The 25,999-nt window shown below is 71.9% G+C and carries 20 protein-coding genes; 6 read left to right on the forward strand and 14 right to left on the reverse strand.

Going from position 1 to position 25,999, the window contains the following annotated elements; genetic code table 11:
- Positions 1-165: 165 nt before the first annotated feature.
- Together ACYUED_RS14245 and ACYUED_RS14250 are read right to left on the reverse strand one after the other, a co-directional pair.
- Positions 166-1,455: a glucarate dehydratase family protein gene (locus tag ACYUED_RS14245; RefSeq protein ID WP_491292656.1), complete on the reverse strand. Its 1,290-nt coding sequence runs from the start codon at positions 1,453-1,455 to the stop codon at positions 166-168.
- Positions 1,452-2,348, reverse strand: coding sequence for a 5-dehydro-4-deoxyglucarate dehydratase (locus ACYUED_RS14250; RefSeq protein ID WP_491294255.1), 897 nt, complete (start codon positions 2,346-2,348; stop codon positions 1,452-1,454). The genes ACYUED_RS14245 and ACYUED_RS14250 overlap by 4 nt, the downstream gene beginning before the upstream one ends.
- A gap of 160 nt (positions 2,349-2,508) precedes the next feature.
- Between ACYUED_RS14250 and ACYUED_RS14255 the strand changes: the two genes are divergently transcribed.
- Both ACYUED_RS14255 and ACYUED_RS14260 read left to right on the forward strand, forming a co-directional pair.
- Entirely contained in the window at positions 2,509-3,300 is a 792-nt protein-coding gene (locus ACYUED_RS14255; protein ID WP_491292657.1) for an IclR family transcriptional regulator, read from the forward strand.
- 197 nt (positions 3,301-3,497) lie between these two features.
- Positions 3,498-4,688 carry an MFS transporter gene (locus ACYUED_RS14260; protein WP_491292658.1) on the forward strand — a complete coding sequence of 397 codons (1,191 nt, stop codon included), beginning with the start codon at positions 3,498-3,500 and terminating at the stop codon, positions 4,686-4,688.
- Positions 4,689-5,147: 459 nt separating this feature from the next.
- On the opposite strand, the gene ACYUED_RS14265 is transcribed toward ACYUED_RS14260, so the two are convergent.
- The 10 genes from ACYUED_RS14265 to hrcA all read right to left on the reverse strand — a co-directional run bounded on the left by ACYUED_RS14265 (position 5,148) and on the right by hrcA (position 16,213).
- A complete protein-coding gene (locus ACYUED_RS14265; RefSeq protein WP_491292659.1) occupies positions 5,148-6,137 on the reverse strand; it encodes an adenosine deaminase in 990 nt (329 codons plus the stop codon).
- Positions 6,138-6,157: 20 nt separating this feature from the next.
- Positions 6,158-7,063 (reverse strand): ribonuclease Z, encoded by a 906-nt coding sequence (locus ACYUED_RS14270; RefSeq protein ID WP_491292660.1) that lies wholly within the window; start codon positions 7,061-7,063, stop codon positions 6,158-6,160.
- Between the two features lie 9 nt (positions 7,064-7,072).
- Positions 7,073-7,426 (reverse strand): histidine triad nucleotide-binding protein, encoded by a 354-nt coding sequence (locus ACYUED_RS14275; RefSeq protein ID WP_491292661.1) that lies wholly within the window; start codon positions 7,424-7,426, stop codon positions 7,073-7,075.
- A 78-nt stretch (positions 7,427-7,504) separates the two neighbouring features.
- Positions 7,505-10,747, reverse strand: a complete 3,243-nt coding sequence (locus ACYUED_RS14280; protein ID WP_491292662.1) for a S41 family peptidase — start codon at positions 10,745-10,747, stop codon at positions 7,505-7,507.
- A 45-nt stretch (positions 10,748-10,792) separates the two neighbouring features.
- Positions 10,793-11,350: a hypothetical protein gene (locus tag ACYUED_RS14285; RefSeq protein WP_491292663.1), complete on the reverse strand. Its 558-nt coding sequence runs from the start codon at positions 11,348-11,350 to the stop codon at positions 10,793-10,795.
- 77 nt (positions 11,351-11,427) lie between these two features.
- Positions 11,428-11,820, reverse strand: a complete 393-nt coding sequence (locus ACYUED_RS14290; RefSeq protein ID WP_491292664.1) for a VOC family protein — start codon at positions 11,818-11,820, stop codon at positions 11,428-11,430.
- Positions 11,821-11,839: 19 nt separating this feature from the next.
- On the reverse strand, positions 11,840-12,592 hold the full coding sequence (locus tag ACYUED_RS14295; RefSeq protein WP_491292665.1) for a 16S rRNA (uracil(1498)-N(3))-methyltransferase: 753 nt from the start codon (positions 12,590-12,592) through the stop codon (positions 11,840-11,842).
- Positions 12,589-13,665: a nitronate monooxygenase gene (locus tag ACYUED_RS14300; protein ID WP_491292666.1), complete on the reverse strand. Its 1,077-nt coding sequence runs from the start codon at positions 13,663-13,665 to the stop codon at positions 12,589-12,591. The genes ACYUED_RS14295 and ACYUED_RS14300 overlap by 4 nt, the downstream gene beginning before the upstream one ends.
- Before the next feature lie 397 nt (positions 13,666-14,062).
- A complete protein-coding gene (dnaJ, locus tag ACYUED_RS14305) occupies positions 14,063-15,196 on the reverse strand; it encodes a molecular chaperone DnaJ (protein ID WP_491292667.1) in 1,134 nt (377 codons plus the stop codon).
- Positions 15,197-16,213, reverse strand: a complete 1,017-nt coding sequence (hrcA, locus tag ACYUED_RS14310) for a heat-inducible transcriptional repressor HrcA (protein WP_491292668.1) — start codon at positions 16,211-16,213, stop codon at positions 15,197-15,199.
- A gap of 151 nt (positions 16,214-16,364) precedes the next feature.
- On the opposite strand from hrcA, the gene ACYUED_RS14315 reads away from it, so the two are divergent.
- Positions 16,365-17,093 (forward strand): MBL fold metallo-hydrolase, encoded by a 729-nt coding sequence (locus tag ACYUED_RS14315; RefSeq protein ID WP_491292669.1) that lies wholly within the window; start codon positions 16,365-16,367, stop codon positions 17,091-17,093.
- Between the two features lie 34 nt (positions 17,094-17,127).
- Positions 17,128-17,934: a DUF3097 domain-containing protein gene (locus ACYUED_RS14320; protein ID WP_491292670.1), complete on the forward strand. Its 807-nt coding sequence runs from the start codon at positions 17,128-17,130 to the stop codon at positions 17,932-17,934.
- Between the two features lie 27 nt (positions 17,935-17,961).
- On the opposite strand, the gene hemW is transcribed toward ACYUED_RS14320, so the two are convergent.
- Together hemW and ACYUED_RS14330 are read right to left on the reverse strand one after the other, a co-directional pair.
- Positions 17,962-19,194, reverse strand: coding sequence for a radical SAM family heme chaperone HemW (gene hemW / locus ACYUED_RS14325; protein ID WP_491292671.1), 1,233 nt, complete (start codon positions 19,192-19,194; stop codon positions 17,962-17,964).
- 30 nt (positions 19,195-19,224) lie between these two features.
- A complete protein-coding gene (locus ACYUED_RS14330) occupies positions 19,225-21,153 on the reverse strand; it encodes a SpoIIE family protein phosphatase (RefSeq protein ID WP_491292672.1) in 1,929 nt (642 codons plus the stop codon).
- A gap of 102 nt (positions 21,154-21,255) precedes the next feature.
- On the opposite strand from ACYUED_RS14330, the gene ACYUED_RS14335 reads away from it, so the two are divergent.
- Both ACYUED_RS14335 and ACYUED_RS14340 read left to right on the forward strand, forming a co-directional pair.
- Positions 21,256-25,407, forward strand: a complete 4,152-nt coding sequence (locus ACYUED_RS14335) for a HAMP domain-containing protein (RefSeq protein WP_491292673.1) — start codon at positions 21,256-21,258, stop codon at positions 25,405-25,407.
- Between the two features lie 12 nt (positions 25,408-25,419).
- Positions 25,420-25,992, forward strand: coding sequence for a response regulator (locus tag ACYUED_RS14340; protein ID WP_491292674.1), 573 nt, complete (start codon positions 25,420-25,422; stop codon positions 25,990-25,992).
- Positions 25,993-25,999: the final 7 nt, after the last annotated feature.

Below are 25,999 nucleotides of genomic sequence, written 5' to 3' on the forward strand. Positions count from 1 at the left end.
GCCGTCCAGGCCGAACCCAGGCCGTCCGGCGCTTGAGGACGAGCCCGTCCCGGCCAAAACCAGCCCGTCCGGCGCTTGAGGACGAGCCCGTCCGGGCCGAACGGGGGTCCAGGGGGCGGCGCCCCCTGGACGGGGCGAAGGGGCGAAGGGGCGAAGGGGGCCGCGCTACCAGCGAGGTACGGCGGGCGTCTCCCACCCCGGCTCGGCGACCCGCATCGCCGCCGCGTCGTCGCGCTCACGCAGCGACCCGTCGTCGTCGAGCCACCGCTGGTGCAGGAACCGCAGCCTGTCGCGGTCGAGTTCCACGCCGAGGCCGGGTGCGTCGGAGACGGTGACCTTGCCGGCCTCGAAGGTCAGGCGCTCGGTGAGCACGTCCTCCGACTGCCAGGGGTAGTGGGAGTCGCAGGCGTGGTGGAGGTTCGGGACGGTGGCCGCGACATGGGTCATCGCGGCCAGGCTGATCCCCAGATGGGTGTTGGAGTGCATGGAGACGCCGACGCCGAACGTGCGGCAGATGGCGGCGAGTTGCTGGGTGTTGCGCAGTCCGCCCCAGTAGTGGTGGTCGGACAGCACCACCTGGACGGCGTCGCGCGTGAACGCCTCCCTGATCTCGGCGAAGGTCGTCACGCACATGTTGGTGGCGAGCGGCACGCCGGTCCGCGCGGCGACCTCGGCCATGGCGGGGGTGCCGAGCGCCGGGTCCTCCAGGTACTCCAGGACGTCCCCGAGTTCCTTCGCCACCTTCAGCGAGGTCTCCACGGACCAGGCGCCGTTGGGGTCGAGGCGGAGGGGGTGACCGGGGAACGCCTCGGCGAGGGCGCGGATCGCGGCGATCTCCTCGTCCGGCGGGAAGACGCCGCCCTTGAGCTTGAACGACGTGAACCCGTACCGCTCCGTGAACAGCCGGGCCTGGCGGACGACCCCGGCCGGGTCGACGGCGGCGCCCCAGTCGTCCGTCTCCGAGGCCACGCCCTCGGGGTGGCCGGCCCATTTGTAGAACAGGTAGGCGCTGTACTCGACGGCGTTCCGCAGCTTGCCGCCGAGCAGCGCGTGCACGGGCAGGCCGAGCGCCTTGCCGAGGGCGTCGAGGCAGGCGACCTCAAAGCCGGAGACGACGGACAGGCGCAGCTTGTCGGCGGTCTGGACGCCGCGCAGTCCGCCGACGTCGACCCGTCCGGAGACCTGGGTGTCGTCGACGGAGACCTCGTCGGCGACGGTGAACATGCCGTTCAGGTCGCCGACCTGACGGCCCTTCAGTTTCTCGGCGAAGGGGCGGGCGAGCTCCAGGTACTTGGTGTCGCCGTAGGTCTCGCCGACACCGGTGATCCCGTCGGCCGTCACCACCTCCACGATCAGCCGCGGGGTGTACGGCTGATGCACGCCCTGGGTGTTGAGGAGGGGCGGGTCGGCGACCAGGATCGGCGTCAGCCGTACGTCGGTGATGGTGAGGTTCACAGGGCGGCTCCCACGAGGTCGAGTCCGGTGGCCAGGAGGGTCCGCAGGTCGGCCAGGTCGGCGGCCGAGGGGTCGGTGAGCGGGGCGCGCACGGGGCCGACGGGGCGGCCGCGCAGCCGGGCCGCCGCCTTCACCAGGGACACGGCGTATCCCGGTACGCGGTCGCGGAGTTCGACGAGGGGGACGTAGAAGTCCCGCAGCAGCCGCTCCACGGTCTTGTCGTCGCCGCCCTGCAGCGCGCCGAAGAAGGCGTTCGCGATCTCGGGGGCGAAGGCGTGCACGGCCGAGCTGTAGGCGGGGACGCCGACGGTGGCGTAGGCGCGCGCCTGGATCTCGGCGGTGGAGGCGCCGTTGAAGAAGAGGAAGCCCTCGGGGGCGGCCAGGGTGAGGCGCTGGAGGCGGTCGAGGTCGCTGTGGCCGTCCTTGAGGCCGATGACGTTCGGGATGCGGGCGATGCGCCGGAGCGAGTCGGCGGTGAAGGCGACCTGGCCGCGCTGGTAGGCGATGAGTGGCAGCCGGGTGCGGGCGGCGATCTGCTCCAACTGCGCGACGAGGCCCTGCTGCGGGGCGGCGACCAGGTAGTGCGGCAGGACGAGGAGCGCGTCGGCGCCGGCTTCCTCGGCGAGGCGGGCGAACCGTACGGCCTGCGCCCAGCCGTATCCGATGCCGGCCACGACGGGCACGCGGCCGGCCGCCTCCGCCACCGTGATGGTCACGACCTGCCGGTACTCGTCCTCGTCCAGCGAGAAGAACTCGCCGGTGCCGCAGGCGGGGAAGACGGCGCCGGGACCGGTCGCGATCTGTGCCGCGACATGGGCGCGGAAGCCTTCGGGGTCGAGGGAGCCGTCGTCGTGGAAGCTGGTGAGCGGGAACGACAGCACGCCGCCCGCCATGCCGGACCGCAGCCGGCGCACCACCGTCTCTGTGTCCGTGCCGCTACCACCACTCACTTCGACTATCTCCCTATGTAGATGCCATCCACGTATGGAGATGGAGATTAGATACACGAACCGCGACCGTCAATGGGCCACGCGCCCCGATTACGATCGGCGCATGTCGGAGACAGGGGGCGCGGGGGGCGTCCGCGAGGTGAAGTCCGCGGCACGGACGGTGGAGCTGCTGGAGCTGCTCGCCGCGCGCGGCGACCGTCCGGCGCGACTCCAGGAACTGGCGGACGAGCTGGGCGTGCCGCGCAGCTCGATGTACGCGCTGCTGCAGACCCTGATCAGCAGGGGCTGGGTCCGCACGGACATTACCGGGTCGCTGTACGGCATCGGCATCCACGCCCTGCTCACCGGCACCAGCTACCTCGACTCCGACCCGCGCGTGCGCGTCGTGCGGCCGTATCTCGACGAGGCGTCGGAGGCACTCGGCGAGACGATCCACATGGGGCGGCTGGACGGCCGGGACGTCGCGTACCTCGCGACCCGGGAGTCGCACGAATACCTGCGGACGATCAGCCGGGTGGGGCGCCGACTGCCCGCCCACGCCGGCGCGCTGGGCAAAGCACTGCTGGCCGAACGGGGCGCCGGGGAACTGCCCGAGGAGCCGTACGAGGCCCTGACCCCGAACACGCACACCAGCCGGGAGTCCCTGGTGGCGGACCTCGCCGGGGTGCGGGCGCGGGGGTACTCGGTCGACCGCGAGGAAGCGGTCACCGGAATCGTCGGGTTCGGCTTCGCGCTGCGCTACGACGCCCCCGCCCAGGACGCCCTCAGCTGCTCGGTGCCGGTGGCCCGGCTGACACCGGAGCACGAGGAACGGATCGTCGCGGTGATGCGGGAGATCAGGGCGAAGGCCGAGGCGACGGCGCCTGCGGCGGGCGGGGCCGCGCACTGGCGTTAGCGGGTACGCCCACGACTGTGGGCCGCTCGTTTACCCGGCCCTCCCCACCCGAAACGCGAAGTGCTCCACATCACACCGCCCGCACTTCTTTCCGGAACCACGTGCTTGATACAACTTGCTCGCGCGTTCCTGTCCGTCGACGGTCGTCGCCCAATCCCCCTTCTGAGCCGTCTCTTTCGCATGCCCTGGGAACGCCCGTGTTCAGCCCTCGCACCACCCCCTGGCCCCTCGTCGCCCTTTTCACGTCCGGGTACCTCGCTCCGTATCTGCTGCCGACCACCGTCGGACGGCTGGATTCGGGGCTTCCGCTCTCCGCCACCCAGGCGGGCGCCGTCGGCAGTGCGCTGCTGCTGAGTTCGGCCGCGGCCGGCTTTCTGCTCGCGTCACGCGTCGACCGCGTCGGCCCCCGCACCCTGGCCCGCATCGGCCTGGCGCTCGCGGTCCTCGGCTACGGCGGAGCCGCGCTCAGCAGCTCCGTCCCGGCCGTCGTCCTGGGCACCCTGGCGGGCGGTTTCGGATCCGGTACGGCGACGACGGTGGCCGCCACCGGGATCGCCGCCCAGCAGGACCCGCACCGGACGACCACGCTCGGCCTGCTCGGCGTCTCCGCGCTCGCGGGCGCCGTGTATCTGACAGTCCCCCACCTGGGCGCGGGCCATGGACAGCCCCTCGCCGCGATCGCCCTCACCGCGCTCGCCGTATGGCCCCTGACGGGCCGTCTGCCGCTGCGCACGGCAGCCCCGCAGTCCCGGCGCGAGGCGCCGCCGCTCCCTCACCGCCGGGCCGGCCTGACCCTGGCCGGCGCCCTCCTGTGCTGGTCCCTCGTCCAGAACTCCCTCTGGGGCGTGAGTGGCCGGATCGGCCTCGCGCAGGCGCATCTGTCCGAGGCCGCGGTCGGCGCGGTCTTCGCCGTCGCACTCGGCACCGGGCTGCTCGGGGTCGTCGCAGCGGGGGCGCTCGGGCCGCGGCTCGGGCTGGCGCTGCCCGTCGGGGCGGGCACGGTCCTCATCGCCGGCTGCACCGTGCTCAGCGCCTGCGCGCACGACCTGACGACCTTCGCCGGCGGTGAGATTGCCTGGAACACGCTCTACCCGATCGTCCTGTCGTACGTGATCGGCCTCGCCGCCTCGCTCGACCCGCGCGGGCGCTGGGCGGTGCTGGTCGGCTCGGCCTCCTCGCTGGGCACGGCGGCGGGCCCGCTGGCCGGCAGCGTGCTGTCCGCCGAGGCCGGATTCCCGGCCATGGGGGCGATTCTGGCCGCCGGCCTGCTCGTGATCGCGATCCCGATGACGGCGGTCGCCAGAGGTGTCGGCAGGCGTCCTCTTCCGGTCGTCGAGATTCCGGTGGAGACACCTGTGCGGCACGCGTACGACACCGCCGCCGCGTAGGCGCTCCGCTGGGTGCGGTGATGAACGTGCGGCCCGGTGGGGGTGGGTCGCGCAGTTCCCCGCGCCCCCGACCGGGCCCGACCCCGATGAACCTGCGGCCCGGCGGGGGCTGAGCGCGCAGTTCCCCGCGCCCCTGACGGGGCACGACCCCCATGGACCTGCGGCCCCGTGGGGGCTGAGCGCGCAGTTCCCCGCGCCCCTGACCGGGACGACCCCCATGGACCTGCGGCCCCGTGGGGGCTGAGCGCGCAGTTCCCCGCGCCCCCGACGGGGCACGACCCCCATGAACCTGCGGCCCCGTGGGGGCTGAGCGCGCAGTTCCCCGCGCCCCTGACCGGGACGACCCCGATGAACCTGCGGCCCGGTGAGGGGTGGTCGCGGAGTTCCCCGCGCCCCCGACGGGGCACGACCCCCATGAACCTGTGGGCCGGTGAGGGGTGGTCGCGCAGGTCGCCGTGTTCAGAACTCGTACGCCTCCACCTCGGAGAGGTACCGTGCGCGGCGCTGTTCGTCGTTCTCCAGGAAGGCGGCGAGGAAGGAGTTGCGGGCCAGGTCGCGTAGGCGGTCCTGCGAGAGTTTCAGGGTCGTGTGTACGGCGTCGAAGTTGTCGCCCGCGTAGCCGCCGAAGTAGGCGGGGTCGTCGGAGTTGACCGTGCAGAGCAGGCCGGCGTCGAGCATCGCGGGGAGCGGGTGGTCGGCGAGTGTGTCGACCGTGCGCAGGCGGACGTTGGAGAGCGGGCACAGGGTCAGCGGGATGCGGTCGCGGACCAGGCGGGCGACCAGCGCCGGGTCCTCCATGCACCGCAGTCCGTGGTCGACGCGCTCGATGCCCAGGACGTCCAGGGCCTCGGTGATGTACTCCGGCGGGCCCTCCTCCCCCGCGTGGGCGACACGGCGCAGACCGAGCGCGGCGGCCGCCTCGTACACCTCGCGGAACTTCGCCGGTGGGTGCCCGACCTCGGCCGAGTCGAGGCCGATACCGGTGATCCGGTCCAGGTACGGCTTCGCGGCCTCCAGGGTCCTGAGGGCCGACTCGGCCGACTCGTCGCGCAGGAAGCAGAGGATGAGCCCGGTGGACACGGAGTGGTTCGCCTCGCTGTGCCCCAGCGCCCGCCACAGCCCTTCCACCACCGTGCCCATGCCGACTCCGCGCGCGAGGTGTGCCTGCGGGTCGAAGAAGATCTCCGCGTGCCGTACGCCCTGCGCGGCGGCGCGGGCCAGGTAGGCGTTCGCGAGGTCCTCGAAGTCCTGCTCCGTGCGCAGGACGGCCATGAGCTCGTAGTACAGGTTCAGGAAGGACTGGAGGTCCTCGAAGTCGTACGCCTTGCGGAGCTCGTCCTCGTCGGCGTACGGCAGCTCGACGCCGTTGCGGGCGGCCAGCTCGAAAGCCAGCTCCGGCTCCAGGGTGCCTTCGATGTGCAGGTGCAGTTCGGCTTTGGGGAGGGGCATCGCAGCATCGTACGGGGGTTTTAGCGGCGTTTCGGAACCGGCACCCGCAAGAGGTCGTGCGCGACGGTCAGTTCCCCCTCGAAGCCGGCCGCCCGCGCCTGCCGCTCGAACTCGTCGGGGTCCGAGTAGCGCTGGCTGAAGTGCGTGAGCACCAGATGCCGTACGCCCGCCGCGCGTGCGACCGCGGCTGCCTGGCCCGCGGTGAGGTGGCCGTGGTCGGTCGCGAGGTCGGTGTCCTCGTCGAGGAAGGTCGACTCGATGACGAGCATGTCGCAGCCCTCGGCGAGCGCGTGCACGTTGTCGCACAGGCGGGTGTCCATGACGAACGCGAACCGCTGCCCGCGGCGCACCTCGCTGACGTCCTCCAGGGACACGCCGTCGATCGCGCCCTCCCGCTGGATGCGGCCGACGTCCGGGCCCCTGACGCCGTGCGCGGCGAGCCGGTCGGGCAGCATGCGGCGGCCGTCGGGTTCGATCAGCCGGTAGCCGTAGGACTCGACGGGGTGCGAGAGCCTGCGGGCTTCGAGGGTGTACGAGTCCGTGCCGGCCAGGGTGCCGTCTGTGTCGACCGGCGCCTGGGTGAGCTCGACCGTCTCCCGGTAGGCGGTGGCGTGGCGCAGGCGGTCGAAGAAGTGCTGCCCGGAGCGCGGGTAGTGCGCGGTGATCTCGTGCGGCACCCGGTCCAGGTTGATGCGCTGGATGACGCCCGCGAGGCCCAACGAGTGGTCCCCGTGGAAGTGCGTGACGCAGATCCGGTTCAGGTCGTGCGCCGCGACCCCGGCGCGCAGCATCTGGCGCTGGGTGCCCTCGCCGGGGTCGAAGAGGATGCCCTCGCCGTCCCAGCGCAGCAGGTAGCCGTTGTGGTTGCGGTGCCGGGTCGGGACCTGGCTGGCTGTGCCGAGGACCACCAATTCACGGACGGACACGGCGGGTTGCTAACCGGGGGGCCACTGGAGGCCGCGCCCGCCGAGGAGGTGGGCGTGGGTGTGGAAGACGGTCTGGCCGGCGCCGGCACCGGTGTTGAAGACGGTGCGGTAGCTTTCGAGCTTTTCCTCGTCGGCGATGTGCTGCGCCTCGCGGAGTATGTCGGCGGCGATGGCCGGTTCGGCGTCGGCCAGGGACGCGGCGTTCTCGTAGTGGACCTTGGGGATGATCAGGATGTGGGTGGGGGCCTGCGGGTTGATGTCCCTGAAGGCGACGGTGGTGTCCGTCTCGCGGACGATCGTCGCGGGGACGTGGCCTGCGACGATTTTGCAGAACAGGCAGTCGTCCTGCGGCTCCCCAGCCATGTGGCCTCCTGAACGGCGGATTGATCGAAAGATGGGGGCAACTCTATCGTCGCGGACCGATACGGCCCCGCGCCCCTTTCAGTTCGGCGGAGCCGGCAGGGTCGGCGGGGTCTTGGCGGGCTGTTGCTCCAGGGCCTCCAGCGCCAGCCTGATCGCCTCGTCCAGCTGGGTGTCACGGCCCGCCGCGTAGTCCTGTGGGCGCTGGATGACCTCCACGTCCGGGTCCACTCCGTGGTTCTCCACGCCCCACTCGTAACCCTCCAGCCAGAACGCGTACTTGGGCTGGGTCACGACCGTGCCGTCGACCAGGCGGTAGCGGCTGTCGATGCCGATGACGCCGCCCCAGGTGCGGGTGCCGACGACGGGGCCGATGCCGAGGGCCTTGATGGCCGCGTTGACGATGTCGCCGTCGGAGCCGGAGAACTCGTTGGCGACGGCGACGACGGGGCCGCGGGGCGCGTCCTCCGGGTAGCTGTAGGGCCGTACGCCGCGCGGCACCGCCCAGCCGACGATCTTCCGGGCCAGCTTCTCGACGACCAGCTGGGAGGTGTGGCCGCCGCGGTTCTCCCGGACGTCGACCACCAGGCCGTCGCGGGCGACCTCGACGCGCAGGTCCCGGTGGATCTGCGCCCAGCCGGGGGCCTGCATGTCGGGGACGTGGAGGTAGCCGAGCCGGCCGCCGGACCGCTCGTGGACGTAGGCGCGGCGGTCGGCGACCCAGGCGTGGTAGCGAAGCGGCTCCTCGTCGGCGACGGGGACGACCACCGGGTGCCGCGGGTCGCCGCCGCCGGCGGGCAGGACGGTCAGTTCGACCGGCTTGCCCGCCGTGCCGACCAGGAGGGGGCCGGGGCCGGTCACCGGGTCGACCGGGTGTCCGGCGATCGCGACGATCGCGTCCCCGGCGCGCACCGCGACACCGGGCGCGGCCAGCGGGGAGCGGGCGTCGGGGTCGGACGTCTCCGCGGGCAGCACCCGGTCGATGCGCCAACTGCCGTCCTCATGACGGGAGATGTCGGCGCCGAGGAGGCCCTGCCGCTCGCCGCTGCCGTGGCCGCCGCGCGGGCGGACGTAGGCGTGCGAGGTGCCGAGTTCGCCCTGCACCTCCCACAGGAGGTCCACGAGGTCGTCGTGGGTGGCGACGCGGTCGAGGACGGGGCGGTAGCGGTCGAGGACGCCGTCCCAGTCGACGCCTCCGAGGTCGGATCGCCAGAAGTTGTCCCGCATGAGGCGGCCGGTCTCGTCGTACATCTGCCGCCATTCGGCGGTCGGGTCGACGCTCTGGCGGACCCGGCCGAGGTCGACGGTGATGTTGGTGTCGCTCTCGTCGTCGTTCGAGGCGCGCCGGTCGCTCGGGACGACCTTGAGCTTGCCGTCGGTCCACAGCAGGACGCGTTTGCCGTCGCCGCTGACGGCGAGATGGTCGGCGTCGGAGGCCAGGTGCTCGATGCGCTGCTGGGCCAGGTCGTAGCGTTCCAGCGCGCTCTTGGGGTCGGGGTCGTCCGGGGTGGCCCGGGAGGCGCCGAGGACTCCGCGCACCGGGTGGCGCAGCCACAGCACACCGTCCTTGGCGGCGCGCAGGGTGGAGTAGCGGGCGGCCTCGACCGGGAAGGGCACGATCCGGTCGGCGAGCCCTTCGAGGTCGATACGGGTGTTGGGGGTGCCCTCGCTGTCCGGGGTCTCGTCCTTGTCCGGCGCCTCGAAGGGGCGGCCGTGGCGCTGCGGGCCGAACGGGGACGGGGTGGTCGCGGACAGGGTGATCAGGTGCGGGCGGGAGCCGCCGACGAAGGCCAGGTCGAAGACGTGCTCGTCGTAGACCGGGTCGAAGGAGCGTGCGGAGAGGAAGGCCAGGTGCTTGCCGTCGAGGGTGAAGGTCGGCGAGTAGTCGCGGAAGCGCAGCGGGGTCGCCTCGGTGACCGACAGGTCGGTGGTGTTGGCGAGGCGGAGCTGGCGCAGCGGGCTCGGACCGGGGTGGGACCAGGCGAGCCAGCCGGAGTCGGGCGAGAAGACCAGGCCCGAGACGTCCCCGTCGGCGGCCCGGTCGACCTCGCGGACCTCGCCGCTGTCCCGCTCGACGAGCAGCACCCGCCCGTCGTGCGCGGCGACGGCGACACGGCTGCCGTCGGGCGCGACGGCGAGGTCGAGGACCCGGCCGAGCCGTCCGGCGGCCAGCCGGCGCGGGGTGGCGCCGGGTGCCGTGCCGGTCGCGGGGGCGAACTCCAGGGCGTCGTCGCCCTCCGCGTCGGTCACCCAGACGACGAGTTCCTCGCCGTCGGCGCGGAAGGTGCGCGGCAGCCGGGCCCGGACGCCGGGTTCGACGGCGAGGGCGCGGGCGGGGCCGGCGCGATGGGTGACCCAGTGGACGCAGCCGCGCACGGCGACCGCGCTGCCGCGGGCGGTGTGGTCGGGGTGGGCGGAGCCGAACCAGTGGGAGGCGTTCACGGGGAACGGCTGCAGGTCGGCCCGCGGTCCGCCGAGCCGGACGTCGAGCCGCCGGGGCTCGGCGCCGTCCAGGTCGTCGAGGATCCACAGCTCGCCGGCGCTGGTGTACACGAGCCGGCTGCCGTCGCCGGCGAGATGACGGGCGTAGAAGCCGGAGACCGGGGTGTGCCGGCGCAGGTCGGACCCGTCGGCGAGGGAGGAGTAGACGGCGCCGACGCCCTCGTGGTCGGAGAGGAAGGCGATACGGTCACCGGCCCAGACGGGGCTCTCCAGGTTCCCGTCCAGGTCCTCGTGCAGCCGTACGAACTCCCCGGCTCCCTCTTCACCGTCAGGGGCCCGGTCGATCCACAACTTGCCCGCCGTGCCGCCCCGGTACCGCTTCCACCAGGCGGCCTCGCGCCCCATAGGCGCGGACAGCAGGACGGTGGACGGGCCGAACGCCACGTCGCCGACGGGGCCGTGCGGCAGGGTGGTGGCGGGGCCGCCGTCCAGCGGGATCGCGCGGGCCCAGCTGCGGCGCAGGCTCGCCTGGCCGTATGTGCTGATCGCGAGGACCTGTCCGTCCGGGGTCCAGCCGCGGACCTGGGTGCGCACGCTCCCCCAGTACGTCAGGCGGGTGGCACGGCCCCCCTCGACCGGGGCCGCGTGCACCTCGGGGGCGCCGTCGCGGGTGGAGGTCCAGGCGACGGTGGTGCCGTCGGGCGAGATGCGCGGGTGGCTGACCGGTACGTTGTCGGCGCTGGCCCGCCAGGCGCGGTCGCCGTCCACAGGAGCGAGCCATACGTCGTCCTCGGCGACGAAGGTCACCAACTCGCCGTGCACATGCGGAAATCGGAGATACGCAGCGGATACCGGGGATGCCTTCGATACGGGCTGAGTCACCTGATCACTTTAGGCAGGCGCGGCATCCGCCGACAGAGGTTCGGATCACTTGCCCTCCACGGGCCGGCACTGCGGATCGCCCTTGCACCAGATGGTCTTGGTGACCGTCACGGTGACGGTGGCCCCGGGCTGCTGTCCGCGCGAGGGGTTGTTGAAGATGGGCGACGGGGTCGCGTCGCAGTTGCCGAGGCCACTCACGTGGAACCACTGCTTGCCGCCCACCTTGGCCGTGAGGTCGCCGCGCACGCAGGCGCCGTTGACGGCGCGGGTGACCTTTCCGGTGACGGTGATCTCGCGTCTGTCCTTGGTCTGCCCCTGGCAGTCGACCTGGGCGACGGTGGTCTCGCTCGCCGAGGGCGCCGCGTTGCCCGTGGAGGCCTTGTTGTTCCCGTAGTTGGCCGTGCAGCTGAGCCACTGCACATCGACCTTCTGCCGCTCCAGTTCCTTGGTCGCGGTCTGATCGGTCGTGTACGCGACGGCCGCGGAGTTCAGTCCGCCCGGGTCGCACGCCACGGCTCCGCCGACGGCCGTCATCACCAGCACTGTCACGGCCGCCACCCGCCGTCCTCGCGGCCGCCGCCAGATCCGCCTCAATGCCCCCATGAACGGCAGCCTGCCACCGCGCCCGCTTCCGCGGTAGAGCGCATACGGTCACGAAAGCGCCCGCACGCGCGCTGCGGTCATCCCCGCAGCAGCAGCCACTCCTGCAGTTCCACCACATTGCCCTCGGGGTCCTTGAGGTGGGCCACGCGCATGCGGTCCGTCATGAGGGCGGGGCCGTGCGCGAGGTCGGCGCCCCGGGTCGCGATCTGCTCGCAGTAGGTGTCGAGGTCGTCGACGCGCAGAACCACCAGGGAGCGGTGACCCGTTGCCGTGTCGCCCAGTTCGTCCAGCACCTCGGCCATCATCGACCGGTCCTGGAGAGCGATGCCGGCCGAGCCGGTGGCCGGACTGAACTTCTCGTACGGCCCCTCGGCCGCCCCCGACTGCGGCTTGAGGCCGAGCACCTCGGCGTAGAAGCGGTAGCAGGCGGCGAAGTCACTGACGAGGAGCCGGACCTGGGCGAGTTCCACGATGTTCCCCCGATGTCGATCAGGACCAGCGGCCGGTGCGGCCGAGGAGCAGGGCCGTCGCCACGGTGCCCGCGGTCGATGTACGCAGCACGCTACGCCCCAGCCGGTACGCCTTCGCGCCGGCCTCCTCGAAGAGCGCCAACTCCTGCTCGGAGACGCCTCCTTCGGGTCCCACGACCAGCACGATCTCGCCCGCGGAGGGGAACTCGGCGGTGGCCAGCGGCTCGCTGCGGTAGTCGCGGTCCTCGTGCAGGACCGCGGCGAAGTCGGCTTTGGCGAGAAGTGCGGCAACCTGCTTGGTCGTTGCCGCGTCCGTGACCTCCGGGAAGCGCAGCCGGCGCGACTGCTTGCCTGCCTCGCGGGCCGTGGCACGCCATTTGGCGAGTGCCTTCAGGCCCCGGTCGCCCTTCCACTGGGTGATGCAGCGGGCGGCCGACCAGGGGACGATGGCGTCGACGCCGGTCTCGGTCATCGTCTCGACGGCCAACTCGCCGCGGTCGCCCTTGGGGAGGGCCTGGACGACGGTGATGCGGGGCGCGGGGTCGGGCTCGTACGGGAACTCGGTGGGCTCGACGAACAGCCGGTCCTTGCCCTCGGTCCGCACGACCGTACCGGCGGCGCCACGGCCCAGCCCGTCCGTGAGGACCACGTCCTCTCCGGGCTGCAGCCGCCGTACGGACACCGCGTGGCGCCCCTCGGGGCCGTCCAGTTCGACGATGGCTCCGGCGCCCACGCCCTCCAGGGAGTCGACCACGAACACCGGCGCGGTCATCGCAGGTCCCCCTTGGCCGACAACGCTGTCTTGGCCGCGTCGAGTTCGGCGGCGAGGACCTCCACCAGCTGCCCGGCCGGGAGTTCGCGCGCCATGCGGTGGCCCTGTCCCGCCCACAGCGCCATGCCCTGCGCGTCCCCGGACGCGGCGGCCTTCTTGCGCAGCGGCGCGGTGAGGTGGTGGACCTCCGGGTAGGCGGCGGGGGCGTACGGGCCGTGCTCGCGCAGGAAGCGGTTGACCAGACCGCGGGCCGGGCGGCCGGAGAACGCGCGCGTCAACTCCGTACGCACGAACAGGGGGTTGGTCAGCGCCTGCTTGTGTACGGCGCTTGCGCCGGACTCCGGCGTGGCGAGGAACGCCGTGCCGAGCTGGGCCGCGCTCGCGCCCGCCGCCAGTACGGCGGCGATCTGGCCGCCGCGCATGATGCCGCCGGCGGCGACGATCGGGATGCCCACGGTCTCGCGGATCTGCGCGACGAGGGAGAGCAGGCCGATGCCGGAGCCGTCGTTCTCCGGGATGTCGCGGTGCGTGCCCTGGTGGCCGCCGGCCTCGATGCCCTGCGCGATCACCGCGTCGGCGCCGGACCGCTCCACCGCGAGGGCCTCCTCCGCGGTGGTCGCGGCGGCCAGGGTGAACGTGCCGACACGGTGCAGGGAGTCGACCACCTCGCGGCTCGGGACGCCGAAGTGGAAGGACACGACCGGCACGGGGTTGTCGAGCAGCACGGCGAGCTTGGGTTCGAAGCCGTCGTCGCGGCCGCTGTCCGGGTCACCGACTTCGGTCTCGTACCAGGAGGCCTCGCCGGCCAGCTGGTGGGCGTAGATCTCGACGGCTCCGGGGTCGGCGTACTCCGGCTGCGGCAGGAAGAGATTCACGCCGAAAGGACGGCTCGTGAGGCTCCGCAGCTGCTTGATCTCCTGGTACATGCCGTCGGTCGTCTTGTACCCGGCTGCGAGGAACCCGAGCCCGCCGGCCTCGGCCACTGCCGCTGCGAGGTGCGGCACGGAGACGCCGCCCGCCATGGGGGCCTGCACGATCGGATGAGGGAAGAGACCGGTCAGCACAGAGGACATGACGGCATGTTGTCACGTCCTCCGAACAAGTCCGAATCGGGCCTTCCGGCAGGCATAGGCCTACGGCACGACCCGATGCCGGCCGGCACTTCCAGCCCGTCCGACGTGCGAGGACGAGGCCCGTTCAGGGCCGGAACGGAGGTCTGGGGGCGGGGGCCCCCAGCACCACATCAGCGCCCGTTGAACGCATCCTTGAGCCGCGGGAAGACCCCTGCCGCCCCGGCTGACCGTGCCCACCCGGGGGACGACCCCCGGACCCCCGGCAGCCGTCCCACAACTCACGTCAGCGACCGTTGAACGCATCCTTCAACCGCGAGAACAACCCCTGCCGCCCCGGCTGACCGTGCCTATCCCGGGGACGACCCCCGGACCCCCGGCAGCCGTCCCACAACTCACGTCAGCGACCGTTGAACGCATCCTTCAACCGCGAGAACAACCCCTGCTGCCCCGGCTGGAACTGCCCCACGGGACGCTCCTCGCCGCGCAGCTTGGCCAGCTCGCGCAGGAGGCGCTCCTGTTCCGGGTCCAGCTTGTTGGGGGTCTGGACCTCGACGTGGACGATGAGGTCGCCGCGGCCGCCGCCGCGCAGGTGCGTGACGCCGCGGCCGTGCAGCGGGATCGACTGGCCGGACTGGGTGCCGGGCCGGATGTCGACCTCCTCCATGCCGTCCAGCGTCTCCAGCGGGACCTTGGTACCGAGGGACGCGGCCGTCATCGGGATGGTGACCGTGCAGTGCAGGTCGTCGCCGCGCCGCTGGAAGGTCGAGTGCGGCAGCTCGTGGATCTCGACGTAGAGGTCACCGGCGGGGCCGCCACCGGGGCCGACCTCGCCCTCGCCCGCGAGCTGGATGCGGGTGCCGTTGTCGACACCGGCCGGGATCTTGACCGTGAGCGTGCGGCGCGAGCGGACCCGGCCGTCGCCGGCGCACTCCGGGCACGGCGTCGGGACGACGGTGCCGAAGCCCTGGCACTGCGGGCACGGACGGGACGTCATGACCTGGCCCAGGAAGGACCGGGTCACCTGCGACACCTCACCGCGGCCGCGGCACATGTCACACGTCTGAGCGGTCGTGCCGGGCGCCGCACCCTCACCGTTGCAGGTGGAGCAGACGATCGCCGTGTCGACCTGGATGTCCTTGGTCGTGCCGAAGGCGGCCTCGTCAAGGTCGATCTCCAGCCGGATCATCGCGTCCTGGCCCCGGCGCGTACGCGACCGCGGGCCCCGCTGCGACGCCGTACCGAAGAACGCGTCCATGATGTCCGAGAAGTTCCCGAAGCCGCCCGCGCCGAAGCCGCCGGCGCCACCGCCGGCCTGCGAGAGCGGGTCGCCGCCGAGGTCGTAGACCTGCTTCTTCTGCGGGTCCGACAGCACCTCGTAGGCGGCGTTGATCTCCTTGAACCGCTCCTGGGTCTTCGGGTCCGGATTGACGTCCGGGTGCAGCTCGCGCGCGAGCCGCCGGAAGGCCTTCTTGATCTCTTCCTGCGACGCGTCGCGGCGCACGCCGAGAACGGCGTAGTAGTCCGTGGCCACTTACGACTCCGCCAGGATCTGTCCGACGTACCGTGCCACTGCGCGTACCGCTCCCATCGTTCCCGGGTAATCCATGCGAGTCGGTCCGACCACGCCGAGCTTGGCGACCGCCTCATTGCCCGAACCGTAGCCGACCGACACCACCGAAGTGGAGTTGAGTCCCTCATAGGCGTTCTCGTGCCCGATGCGCACCGTCATGCCCGAATCCCCCGCCTCGCCAAGCAACTTGAGGAGCACGACCTGCTCCTCCAGCGCCTCCAGGACGGGGCGGATGGTGAGGGGGAAGTCATGCCCGAAACGGGTCAGATTGGCGGTGCCGCCGATCATCAGCCGTTCCTCGTTCTCCTCGACCAGTGTCTCCAGAAGTGTGGAGAGCACTGTCGAGACCGTACCCCGGTCTTCGGCGTCGAAGCCTTCCGGCAGGTCTTCCACGAGGTGGGGGACGTCCGCGAACCGGCGGCCCGCGACCCGGCTGTTGAGCCGGGCCCGCAGGTCGGCGAGGGAGGCCTCGCCGAACGGTGCCGGGCAGTCGACCATGCGCTGTTCGACCCGGCCGGTGTCCGTGATCAGCACGAGCATCACGCGCGCGGGGGCGAGCGAGAGCAGCTCCACGTGCCGGACGGTCGAGCGGGTCAGCGACGGGTACTGGACGACCGCCACCTGCCGCGTGAGCTGGGCGAGCAGCCGAACCGTCCGCGCCACCACGTCGTCAAGGTCCACGGCGCCGTCGAGGAAGTTCTGGATGGCCCGCCGCTCGGGCGCCGACATCGGCTTGACGCCCGCGAGCTTGTCGACGAACAGCCGGTACCCCTTGTCGGTGGGGATCCGCCCGGCGCTGGTGTGCGGCTGGGCGATGAACCCCTCGTCCTCCAGGGCCGCCATGTCGTTACGCACCGTCGCCGGGGACACTCCGAGGTTGTGCCGCTCGGTGAGGGCCTTCGACCCGACGGGCTCCTCGGTGCCGACGTAGTCCTGGACGATGGCGCGCAGTACCTGAAGCCGTCGTTCACTCAGCATCGCGCACACCTCCAGAAGTCGTCCCCCAGGCACTTCGCCTGGCACTCTGTCCGTCCGAGTGCCAGCCTTTCCCGGCCCAGTGTACGGCTGTGGGGTACACCCAGGGCAAGGTCGGCCCCCGTCGGCGGGGTCGTACGGCTAGCGTCGCCGTATGACGGTGACTTGGGAAGAGCTGGGGTGGGATCGGGTGGCGGCCGGGGTCGGGCGGTGCCGTCTTCCGGGCTGGGACTGCACGGCCGGACTGGTCGTCGGGGCCGGCACGGCGCTGGTGATCGACGCCGGTTCGAGCCTCGCGGAGGGCGTGCGGTTGCGTACCGAGGCGCAGGAACTCACCGGTCACCGTGTGACTCATCTCGCGCTCACGCATCCGCACTTCGACCATGTCTTCGGGGCGGCGGCGTTCGCGGGTGCGCAGGTGTACGGCGCGGTGGGCATGGACACGGTGTTCGGCGCACGGCACGCGCGCGAGGAGCTGCGGGCGGACGCGGTGGGCAACGGTCTGGACGCGCGGGTGGCCGAGGAGGCGGTGGACGCCCTTGTCGCACCCCGGCATCACGTCTCCGGCGAGTGGACCCTCGACCTGGGCGGCGGGCGGCAGGTCCTGCTGGCCAACGTGGGCCCCGGCCACACCGCCCACGACCTCGTCGTCCTGGTCCCCGGCTCCCCGGAGGTCGTCTTCTGCGGCGACCTGGTCGAGGAGTCCGGTGAGCCGCAGGCGGGCCCCGACGCCGTCCCGTCGCAATGGCCGGCCGCCCTCGACCGGCTCCTGGACCTGGGCGGCGCGGACGCGCTGTACGTGCCCGGTCACGGAGCGGTGGTCGACGCGGGGTTCGTGCGGGCACAGCGCGACGAGCTGGCCGCGCGTTTCGGCGTGTCGTGACCGCCGCCCGGCGGCTTCTCCTATCGTCATCCGAATGCGCCAGTACTCCGCCGATCTGACCCCGCCGTGGAAGAAGCCCAAGCCCGTCCCGGAGGTCGCGGCCGAGCCCGGTCTGGTGGTCGAGGAGCCCGGCACCGGTTTCTGCGGCGCGGTGATCCGCTGCGAGGCGGGCACGGTGACCCTGGAGGACCGCTTCGGCAAGCACCGGGTGTTTCCGATGGAGCCGCGCGGGTTTCTGCTGGAGGGGCGCGTCGTGACGCTCGTACGCCCGTCCTCGGGGCCCGTGCGCCCCAGCCGCACGGCATCCGGTTCGGTCGCCGTCCCCGGCGCACGCGCGCGCGTGGCCCGCGCCGGGCGCATCTATGTCGAGGGGCGGCACGACGCCGAACTGGTGGAGAAGGTCTGGGGTGACGACCTGCGCATCGAGGGCGTGGTCGTCGAGTACCTGGAGGGCGTGGACGACCTGCCGTCGATCGTGGCCGAGTTCGCGCCGGGTCCGGACGCGAGGCTGGGGGTGCTTGTGGACCACCTGGTGCCCGGCACCAAGGAGTGGCGCATCGCGGAGTCGGTGACGAGCGAGCACGCTCTGGTGGTCGGCCACCCGTACATCGACATCTGGGAGGCGGTGAAGCCGTCGTCCCTGGGGATCGCGGAGTGGCCGCGGGTGCCGCACGGGCAGGACTGGAAGACCGGGGTGTGCCGGGCGCTGGGCTGGCCGTCGGAGAACACCGGGGCGGTGTGGCAGGCGATCCTGAAGCGGGTCGGCTCCTACAAGGACCTGGAGCCGGAGCTGCTGGGACGGGTGGAGGAGCTGATCGACTTCGTCACGGCGCCGCAATAGCCGCCCTGGGGTCGGGCCGGCGGCAGATCAGTCCACCAGATCCCGCACCACCGCATCCGCCAGCAGCCGCCCCCGCAGCGTGAGCACGGCCCGCCCGTCCTCGTAGGGCCCGCCCTCCAGCAGCCCCTCCCCGAGCGCCCGCCGAGAGGCCTCCAGCCCTTCCTCCTTCAGCAGCGACAGCGGTACGCCCTCCCGCAGCCGCAGTTCCAGCAGGATCCGCTCCACGCGCCGGTCCTCGTCCGACAGGAGCTCGCGTCCCGCGCCCGGTGACCGCCCCGCCGCCAGTGCCGCCGCGTACGCCCCGGGATGCTTGACGTTCCACCAGCGCACCCCGCCCACGTGCGAGTGGGCGCCGGGGCCCGCGCCCCACCAGTCGGCGCCCCGCCAGTACAGCTCGTTGTGCAGGCAGCGGCCCGCCTCGGAGGTGGCCCAGTTGGAGACCTCGTACCAGTCGAGGCCCGCCGCCTTCATCGCCTCGTCCGCGATCAGGTAGCGGTCGGCGTGGACGTCGTCGTCCGTCATCGGGACCTCGCCGCGGCGGATGCGGCGCGCCAGCTGCGTGCCCTCCTCGACGATCAGCGCATAGGCGCTGATGTGGTCCGGGCCCGCGCCCAGCGCCGCCTCCAGGGAGGCCCGCCAGTCGTCGTCCGACTCCCCCGGTGTGCCGTAGATCAGGTCCAGGTTGACGTGCTCGAAGCCCGCCGCGCGGGCCTCCGCCACACACGCCTCGGGGCGGCCCGGCGTGTGCGTCCGGTCCAGCACGCGCAGCACATGCTGCTTCGCGCTCTGCATGCCGAAGGAGACGCGGTTGAAGCCGCCCTGCCGGAGCTCGGCCAGATACGCCGGGTCCACCGACTCCGGGTTCGCCTCCGTCGTCACCTCCGCGTCGGGCGCGAGGCCGAACTCGTCGCGGATCGCGTGCAGCATCCGTACGAGATCGCCCGCCGCCAGCAGCGTCGGCGTGCCGCCGCCCACGAAGACCGTGCGGACCGGGCGCGGGTCGTCGCCCAGGACCTTGCGGGCCAGGCGGATCTCGTCGATGAGGGTGTCCGCGTAGTTGTAGCGGGAGGCGAGGACGCCGCCCGTGCCGCGCAGCTCGGTGGCCGTGTACGTGTTGAAGTCGCAGTAGCCGCAGCGGGTCGCGCAGTACGGGACGTGCAGGTAGAAGCCGAGGGGGCGGTCGGCCGAACCGGCGAGGGCGGACGCGGGGAGGGCGCCGTCGGCGGGGACCGGCTCGCCGTCGGGGAGTGCGGAAGGCATGCCTTCCATTGTCCAGTACGCCGGCGGGGCCTACTCCGCCTGCAGCACCAGCAGCGCCAGGTCGTCCTCCGGCGGTCGTCCGCCGAACTCGTGCACCAGCCGCCGGATGCGCTCCGCGATCATTTCGGCACTGAGCCCGGCGCACCCGGCGAGGGCGGCCGCGAGGCCGTCGGCGTCGTCGAACATGTCGGAGCCGGAGCGGCGCTCCGTCACACCGTCCGTGACGCACAGGAGGCTGTCTCCGTGGCGCAGCTCGAAGGTCTCGCTGGTGTACGTCTCGTCGTCGACGACACCGAGGAGGGTCTGCGGGCGGGCCGCCGTGCGGACGTCCCCGTCGAGGCCGAGGAGCAGTGGGAGCGGGTGGCCGGCGGAGGCGACGGTGCAGCGGATGCCACCGTCGAAGGGGGCCAGTTCGCCGTAGAGGAGGGAGAGGAAGCGGGTCTGCGGGCCGTCGCCGGGGGCGGCCGGCCGTGCCAGGGCCCGGGCGGCGGCGTCCGCGGCCTCCGTCGCGTCGTCCAGGAGGAGCCGGTTGAGGCGGTCGAGGACGTCGGCGACGCGGTAGCCCTCGCGCGCCAGGAGGCGCAGCCAGGGGCGGGCCAGACCGATGACCACGGCGGCCTCGGGGCCCTTGCCCTGCACGTCGCCGACGGCGAAGCACCAGCGGCCGTCGCCGGCCGGGAAGAGGTCGTAGAAGTCGCCGCTGGGGCCGCCCTTGTCGCACGGCTCGTAGACGAGGGCGCTGCGCACGCCGGGGATCTCGGCGACGGCGGCGGGCAGCAGTCCGCGCTGCAGGACCTGGCTGATGGTGGCCTGGCGGGCGTACTGGCGGGCGGCGCCGACGGCGAGCGCCACCCGGCGGCTGAGGTCCTCGACCAGGCCGGTGATCTCGTCGGGGAAGCGCAGCAGTCCGGCACGGCCGATGACGAGCGTGCCGAGCGGGCGGCCGCCCGCGATCAGGCGGTACGCCAGCGCCGTACCGTGCTCGTCCCGCACCCCGAGTGCCTCGCCGGGCCAGGGGTGGGAGACCGGCCCCGACCTCAGGGCCTCGCCGGGGTGCGGCGGGTCCTTCTCCAGGGCCCGGCGCAGTTCCTCGATGCGGTTCTCGCTGCCGTGCCAGACGCGCGCGAGCCGGGGCCCGGCCCCCGTGGTGCCGTCGGCCCCCCAACCGCCACCGCGGCCCATGGCCTCGTCCTCCAGCCACACCGCGCACCAGTCGGCGAGCCGCGGCACGATCAGCTGTCCGGCGAGCGCGGCGACGAGATTCTCGTCGAGCTGCCCGGCGAGCAGGTCGGAGGCCTCGGCGAGGAACGACAGGGAGCCCCGGTTGAGCCAGTCCCGGTCGCGCTCGGCGCGCTGCGGGTCGGGGGCCAGCACCTGGGCGGCGCGCAGGCCGCGTTCCAGGGCGTACCGGCCTGCGTACGCCTCAGTCTGGCCCGCGGCCGGGCGTCCCTCGGCGGACAGCCGCGCCCACACCGTCTTGGCGCCCCTGCGGAAGGTGACGCCCCAGGACTCGGCGAGCGTGGCGACGAGGCGCAGTCCCCGGCCGTACTCCGGTGTCTCGTGCGGCACTTCGGCGGCCGAGTCGCGGGGCGCGCGGGAGGGGTGGTGGTCGGAGACCTCCAGGACGAGTGCTCCGGCCGCCCCCTCCAGGCGGCACTCCACCTCGACCTCGGTGCCCGCGTGCACGACCGCGTTGGTGACGAGTTCGCTGACGACGAGCACGGCGTCGTCGGCGAGGCGGTCGGTGAGGTACTCGGTGCCGGGCAGGCGTGACTCGGTCCAGTCGGCGACGGCGGCCCGCACGAGCGCCCTGGCGGAGCCCGGCGCGAGAGGGCTGCCGGGCAGCGTCGTGTACGTCTGCGCACGTGGATCCACACTCCCGTGTGCGGGCGGATGCCGATGCTCAGGCGCACCGCAGGCACAGGAAGCGGTCTCCCGTTGCGTCGGAATGGCCCCCATGGACAGCTCCCCGAGCGGTTCGGACGAATTCGCCTCAGTCGATGCCGACAGAGTGACAGACTGGCCTCGCCCATAAGCGCCGAGTTACCGAAGTGGGCCGCCATGAGTGAGAACAGTGCTACGCGTGTGCTCGAAGACGGTCAAAAACCGGAACAACTCCGAGCATCGGAGCTGCGCCCGCTGCTCGCCGCGATGGCCGCGGCCCGGGACGGCAACTTCACGATGGTTCCGGAGACGGGCCACGGGATGGTGGCGGAGCTGACGGCCGCCTTCAACCAGATCATGGACCGCAGCACCCACTTCAACGGTGAAGTGCAGCGCGTGAAGCGGGAGTTGGTACGCCACGGCCGACTCGACGAGCGGGTCTCGGCAAGCCCCGGGCAGGGGGCCTGGACGTCCCGGGTCAACGACGTGAACCAGATCCTGGACGCGCTGGTGGCCCCGGCGGCCAACGCGACGCGGGTGCTGGACGCGGTGGCCGGCGGCGATCTGACCCAGCGGGTCGACCTGCACGACGGCAGCCGGCAGTTGCGAGGTGATCTGCGGCGGCTGGGCCGTGCCGTGAACAAGATGGTCGACCAGCTGTCGCTGTTCACGGGCGAGGTGACCCGGGTCGCGCGCGAGGTGGGCACGGAGGGCCGGCTCGGCGGGCGGGCCAAGGTGACGGGCCTGTCGGGCAGTTGGCGGGATGTGACCGAGGCGGTCAACACGATGGCGGCCCGGCTGACCGCCCAGGTGAGGGACATCGCCCTGGTGACGACGGCGGTGGCCCGCGGTGACCTGACCCGCACGGTCACCGTCGAGGCGACCGGTGAGCTGCTCGAACTGAAGCTGACCGTGAACACGATGGTCGACCAGCTGTCCGCCTTCGCCGACGAGGTCACCAGGGTCGCCCGCGAGGTCGGCACCGAAGGCCAGTTGGGTGGGCGGGCCCAGGTGCGCGGTGTCAGCGGGGTCTGGAAGGACCTGACCGACAACGTCAACTTCATGGCCTCGAACCTGACGTCGCAGGTCCGCAACATCGCCCAGGTGACCACGGCCGTCGCCAACGGCGACCTGAGCCAGAAGATCACCGTCGACGCGCAGGGGGAGATCCTGGAGCTGAAGTCCACCATCAACACCATGGTCGACCAGCTCTCCGCCTTCGCCGACGAGGTCACCCGCGTCGCCCGCGAGGTCGGCACCGAGGGAAACCTCGGCGGCCGCGCCCAGGTGCGGGGCGTCTCCGGCGTCTGGAAGGACCTCACCGACAACGTCAACTTCATGGCGGACAACCTGACCTCGCAGGTCCGCAACATCGCCCTCGTCTCGACCGCCGTGGCGCAGGGCGACCTCGGCAAGAAGATCACTGTCGAGGCGAAGGGCGAGATCCTGGAGCTGAAGTCCACCATCAACACCATGGTCGACCAGCTCTCCGCCTTCGCCGACGAGGTCACCCGCGTCGCCCGCGAGGTCGGCACCGAGGGAAACCTCGGCGGCCAGGCGCAGGTGCGGGGCGTGTCGGGCGTCTGGAAGGACCTCACCGACAACGTCAACTTCATGGCGCTGAACCTGACCTCGCAGGTCCGCAACATCGCCCAGGTCACCACGGCCGTCGCCAACGGCGACCTCTCCAAGAAGATCACCGTCGACGCGCGCGGCGAGATCCTGGAGCTGAAGGACACCGTCAACACGATGGTGGAGCAGCTGCGCGCCTTCGCCGACGAGGTCACCCGGGTGGCCCGCGAGGTAGGCACCGACGGTCGGCTGGGCGGCCGTGCCCAGGTGCTCGGGGTCTCCGGCGTGTGGCGGGACCTGACGGACAACGTCAACTACATGGCGGACAACCTGACCTCGCAGGTGCGCAACATCGCCCAGGTCACCACGGCCGTCGCCAACGGCGACCTCTCCAAGAAGATCGACGTGGACGCGCGCGGCGAGATCCTGGAGCTGAAGACCGCCATCAACACGATGGTCGACACGCTGTCGTCCTTCTCCTCGGAGGTCACCCGGGTGGCCCGCGAGGTCGGCTCCGAGGGCCAACTCGGCGGCCAGGCACGGGTCGAGGGCGTGTACGGCACCTGGAAGCGCCTGACGACGAACGTGAACGAACTCGCCCTGAACCTCACCACCCAGGTCCGCGCGATCGCCGAGGTCGCCTCCGCCGTGGCCCAGGGCGACATGTCCCGGTCGATCACCGTGGAGACCCAGGGCGAGGTCACCGAGCTCAAGGACAACATCAACCTGATGGTGGCCAACCTCCGCGAGACCACCCGCGCGAAGGACTGGCTGGAGTCCAACCTGACCCGGCTCGCCGCACTGATGCAGGGCCACCGCGACCTGATGGAGGTCGCCGACCTGCTGCTGCGCGAGCTGACGCCGCTGGTGAACGCCCAGTACGGCGCGTTCTTCCTGGCCGACCCGGGCGAGGACAGCGCCTCGCTGCGCACCACCGTTCCCACGAAGGGGCTCGCGTTCATCGCCGGGTACGGCTCGGCCCAGGGCGCGACGGTCGAGACCAGCGGTCTGCCGGTGCACGGCCTGGTCCGGCAGGCGGCCCGCGAGAAGAAGCGGATCCTCGTCGAGGAGGCCCCGCCGGACTACATCAAGATCAACAGCGGGCTCGGGGAGGCGGCCCCCACGAGCGTCGTCATCATCCCGATCCTCTTCGAGGACAAGCTCCTCGGTGTGATCGAGCTGGCGTCCTTCTCCCGCTTCTCCGATGTGCATCTCGCGTTCTTCGACCAGTTCGTCAACACCATCGCCGTCGCCATCAACACGATCATCGCCAACTCCCGTACGGAGTCCCTGCTCGGCGAGTCCCAGCGGCTGGCCATGCAGCTCCAGGAGCGCTCCGACGAACTCCAGAAGCAGCAGGCGGAGTTGCAGCGCTCGAACGCCGAACTGGAGGAGAAGGCCGCCCTGTTGGCCACCAGCTCCCAGTACAAGTCGGAGTTCCTGGCGAACATGTCGCACGAGCTGCGCACCCCGCTCAACTCCCTGCTGATCCTGGCCCGTCTCCTGTCCGACAACCCCGACGGTCATCTCACCGACCAGGAGGTGCAGTTCGCGACGACCATCCACCGCTCCGGCTCCGACCTGCTGCAGCTGATCAACGACATCCTGGACCTGTCGAAGATCGAGGCCGGCCGGATGGACGTACGCCCGAAGAAGCTGCCGCTCATCAAACTGCTGGACTACGTGCACGCCACCTTCCGCCCGCTCACCCTCGACCGCGGGCTCGCCTTCGAGGTCGCGGTCGGCGACGACGTACCGCGCGAGATGTACTCGGACGAGCAGCGCCTGCAGCAGATCCTGCGCAATCTGCTGTCCAACGCGATCAAGTTCACCGCGACGGGCCGGGTGGAGCTGCGGGTGAACAGGATCAAGGACCCCGAGCACCTCCACGTCCGCGAGGGGGACGACGTGATCGCCTTCGCCGTCTCCGACACCGGCATCGGCATCGCGGCCGAGAAACTCCCGGTGATCTTCGAGGCGTTCCAGCAGGCCGACGGCACCACCAACCGCAAGTACGGGGGCACGGGCCTCGGTCTGTCCATCAGCCGGGAGATCGCGGGCCTGCTCGGCGGCCGCATCGTCGCCACGAGCGAGCCCGGCACGGGGTCCACGTTCACGCTGTACGTCCCCGTCGTCAGCCCCGGCCACTCGGCGACCGGACCGGTTCCCGAGGACCGTGCGGTGGCGGCGCCGGAGCAGCTGTCGGCGGAGCCGTACACCGCGACGCACGACGTGGACGACTCCTGGCCGACGCCCACCAAGCTGGAGGCGTGGAAGGCCGGCCGCGCGGGTCAGGTGCTGCCCGGGCGGCGGGTGTTGATCGTGGACGACGACATCCGTAACGTCTTCGCCCTCACCCATGTCCTCGGCCGCGTCGGCATGCCGGTCCTGTACGCGGAGAACGGCCGCGAGGGCATCGAGACACTGGAGCGCAACCCGGACGTCGAACTCGTCCTGATGGACATCATGATGCCGGAGATGGACGGCTACGAGACCATCGCCGCCATCCGCCGTGCCCCCCGCTGGACGGGCCTGCCGATCGTCGCCCTCACCGCGAAGGCGATGCCCGGAGACCGCGAGAAGTCCATCGCGCGGGGCGCCAACGACTACGTACCGAAGCCGGTGGACGTCGACCAGCTGCTGACAGTCGTCTGCGCCCTGCTCGATCCCGAAGGGGCGGACGACACCACCGAAACCGTTGCGACGGAACCGACCACGACTGGGGAAGCCACGGTTCCGCCGACGACCGAATCATGAGGCACTGTCACCATGAGCGCTGAGGCAACGACCCGCGAGCGCGCCAGCATCCTCCTCGTGGACGACATGGAGGACAACCTGATCGCGCTCGAGGCCGTCCTGGGGTCCCTCAACGAGCCGCTGGTACGCGCACGTTCGGGCGAGGAGGCGATGAAGGCACTGCTGCGCCAGCACTTCGCCCTCGTTCTGCTCGACGTCCGCATGCCCGGCATGGACGGATTCGAGACGGCCGCGAACATCAAGCGGCTCGACCAGACCAAGGACGTCCCGATCATCTTCCTGACCGGTGCGGAGGACGACTCGGGCTACGCCTTCCGCGGGTACGCCACAGGCGCCGCCGACTACCTGACCAAGCCCTTCGACCCCTGGGTCCTGCGGGCGAAGGTCACGGTCTTCCTGGACCTGCACCGCAAGAACCAGCAGCTGGAGCGCGTACGCGCACAGGAACAGGCGGACTACGGGGAGGTGAGCAGCAGACTGGCGGAGCTGGAGGCGCAGCTGGACGGCCACGAGCCCCCGGATTTGGAAGCACTGCGCATCCAGGTCCGGGAGCTGCGGACACTCGTCAACAGGGGCCGTCCGTAACGCCCCT

The organism is Streptomyces sp. DF42 (assembly GCF_058267695.1).

What these genes read in the sequence shown, in the direction of transcription:
- ACYUED_RS14250 (WP_491294255.1), bottom strand. Translation starts at nt 2,348, where the DNA reads ATGGCGGGCGGCGTGCTGTCGTTCCCGCTCACCAGCTTCCACGACGAC.
- ACYUED_RS14255 (WP_491292657.1), top strand. Translation starts at nt 2,509, where the DNA reads ATGTCGGAGACAGGGGGCGCGGGGGGCGTCCGCGAGGTGAAGTCCGCG.
- ACYUED_RS14265 (WP_491292659.1), bottom strand. Translation starts at nt 6,137, where the DNA reads ATGCCCCTCCCCAAAGCCGAACTGCACCTGCACATCGAAGGCACCCTG.
- ACYUED_RS14275 (WP_491292661.1), bottom strand. Translation starts at nt 7,426, where the DNA reads ATGGCTGGGGAGCCGCAGGACGACTGCCTGTTCTGCAAAATCGTCGCA.
- ACYUED_RS14285 (WP_491292663.1), bottom strand. Translation starts at nt 11,350, where the DNA reads ATGGGGGCATTGAGGCGGATCTGGCGGCGGCCGCGAGGACGGCGGGTG.
- ACYUED_RS14295 (WP_491292665.1), bottom strand. Translation starts at nt 12,592, where the DNA reads ATGACCGCGCCGGTGTTCGTGGTCGACTCCCTGGAGGGCGTGGGCGCC.
- ACYUED_RS14300 (WP_491292666.1), bottom strand. Translation starts at nt 13,665, where the DNA reads ATGTCCTCTGTGCTGACCGGTCTCTTCCCTCATCCGATCGTGCAGGCC.
- hrcA (WP_491292668.1), bottom strand. Translation starts at nt 16,213, where the DNA reads ATGCTGAGTGAACGACGGCTTCAGGTACTGCGCGCCATCGTCCAGGAC.
- ACYUED_RS14315 (WP_491292669.1), top strand. Translation starts at nt 16,365, where the DNA reads ATGACGGTGACTTGGGAAGAGCTGGGGTGGGATCGGGTGGCGGCCGGG.
- ACYUED_RS14320 (WP_491292670.1), top strand. Translation starts at nt 17,128, where the DNA reads ATGCGCCAGTACTCCGCCGATCTGACCCCGCCGTGGAAGAAGCCCAAG.
- hemW (WP_491292671.1), bottom strand. Translation starts at nt 19,194, where the DNA reads ATGCCTTCCGCACTCCCCGACGGCGAGCCGGTCCCCGCCGACGGCGCC.
- ACYUED_RS14330 (WP_491292672.1), bottom strand. Translation starts at nt 21,153, where the DNA reads ATGGGGGCCATTCCGACGCAACGGGAGACCGCTTCCTGTGCCTGCGGT.
- ACYUED_RS14335 (WP_491292673.1), top strand. Translation starts at nt 21,256, where the DNA reads ATGAGTGAGAACAGTGCTACGCGTGTGCTCGAAGACGGTCAAAAACCG.
- ACYUED_RS14340 (WP_491292674.1), top strand. Translation starts at nt 25,420, where the DNA reads ATGAGCGCTGAGGCAACGACCCGCGAGCGCGCCAGCATCCTCCTCGTG.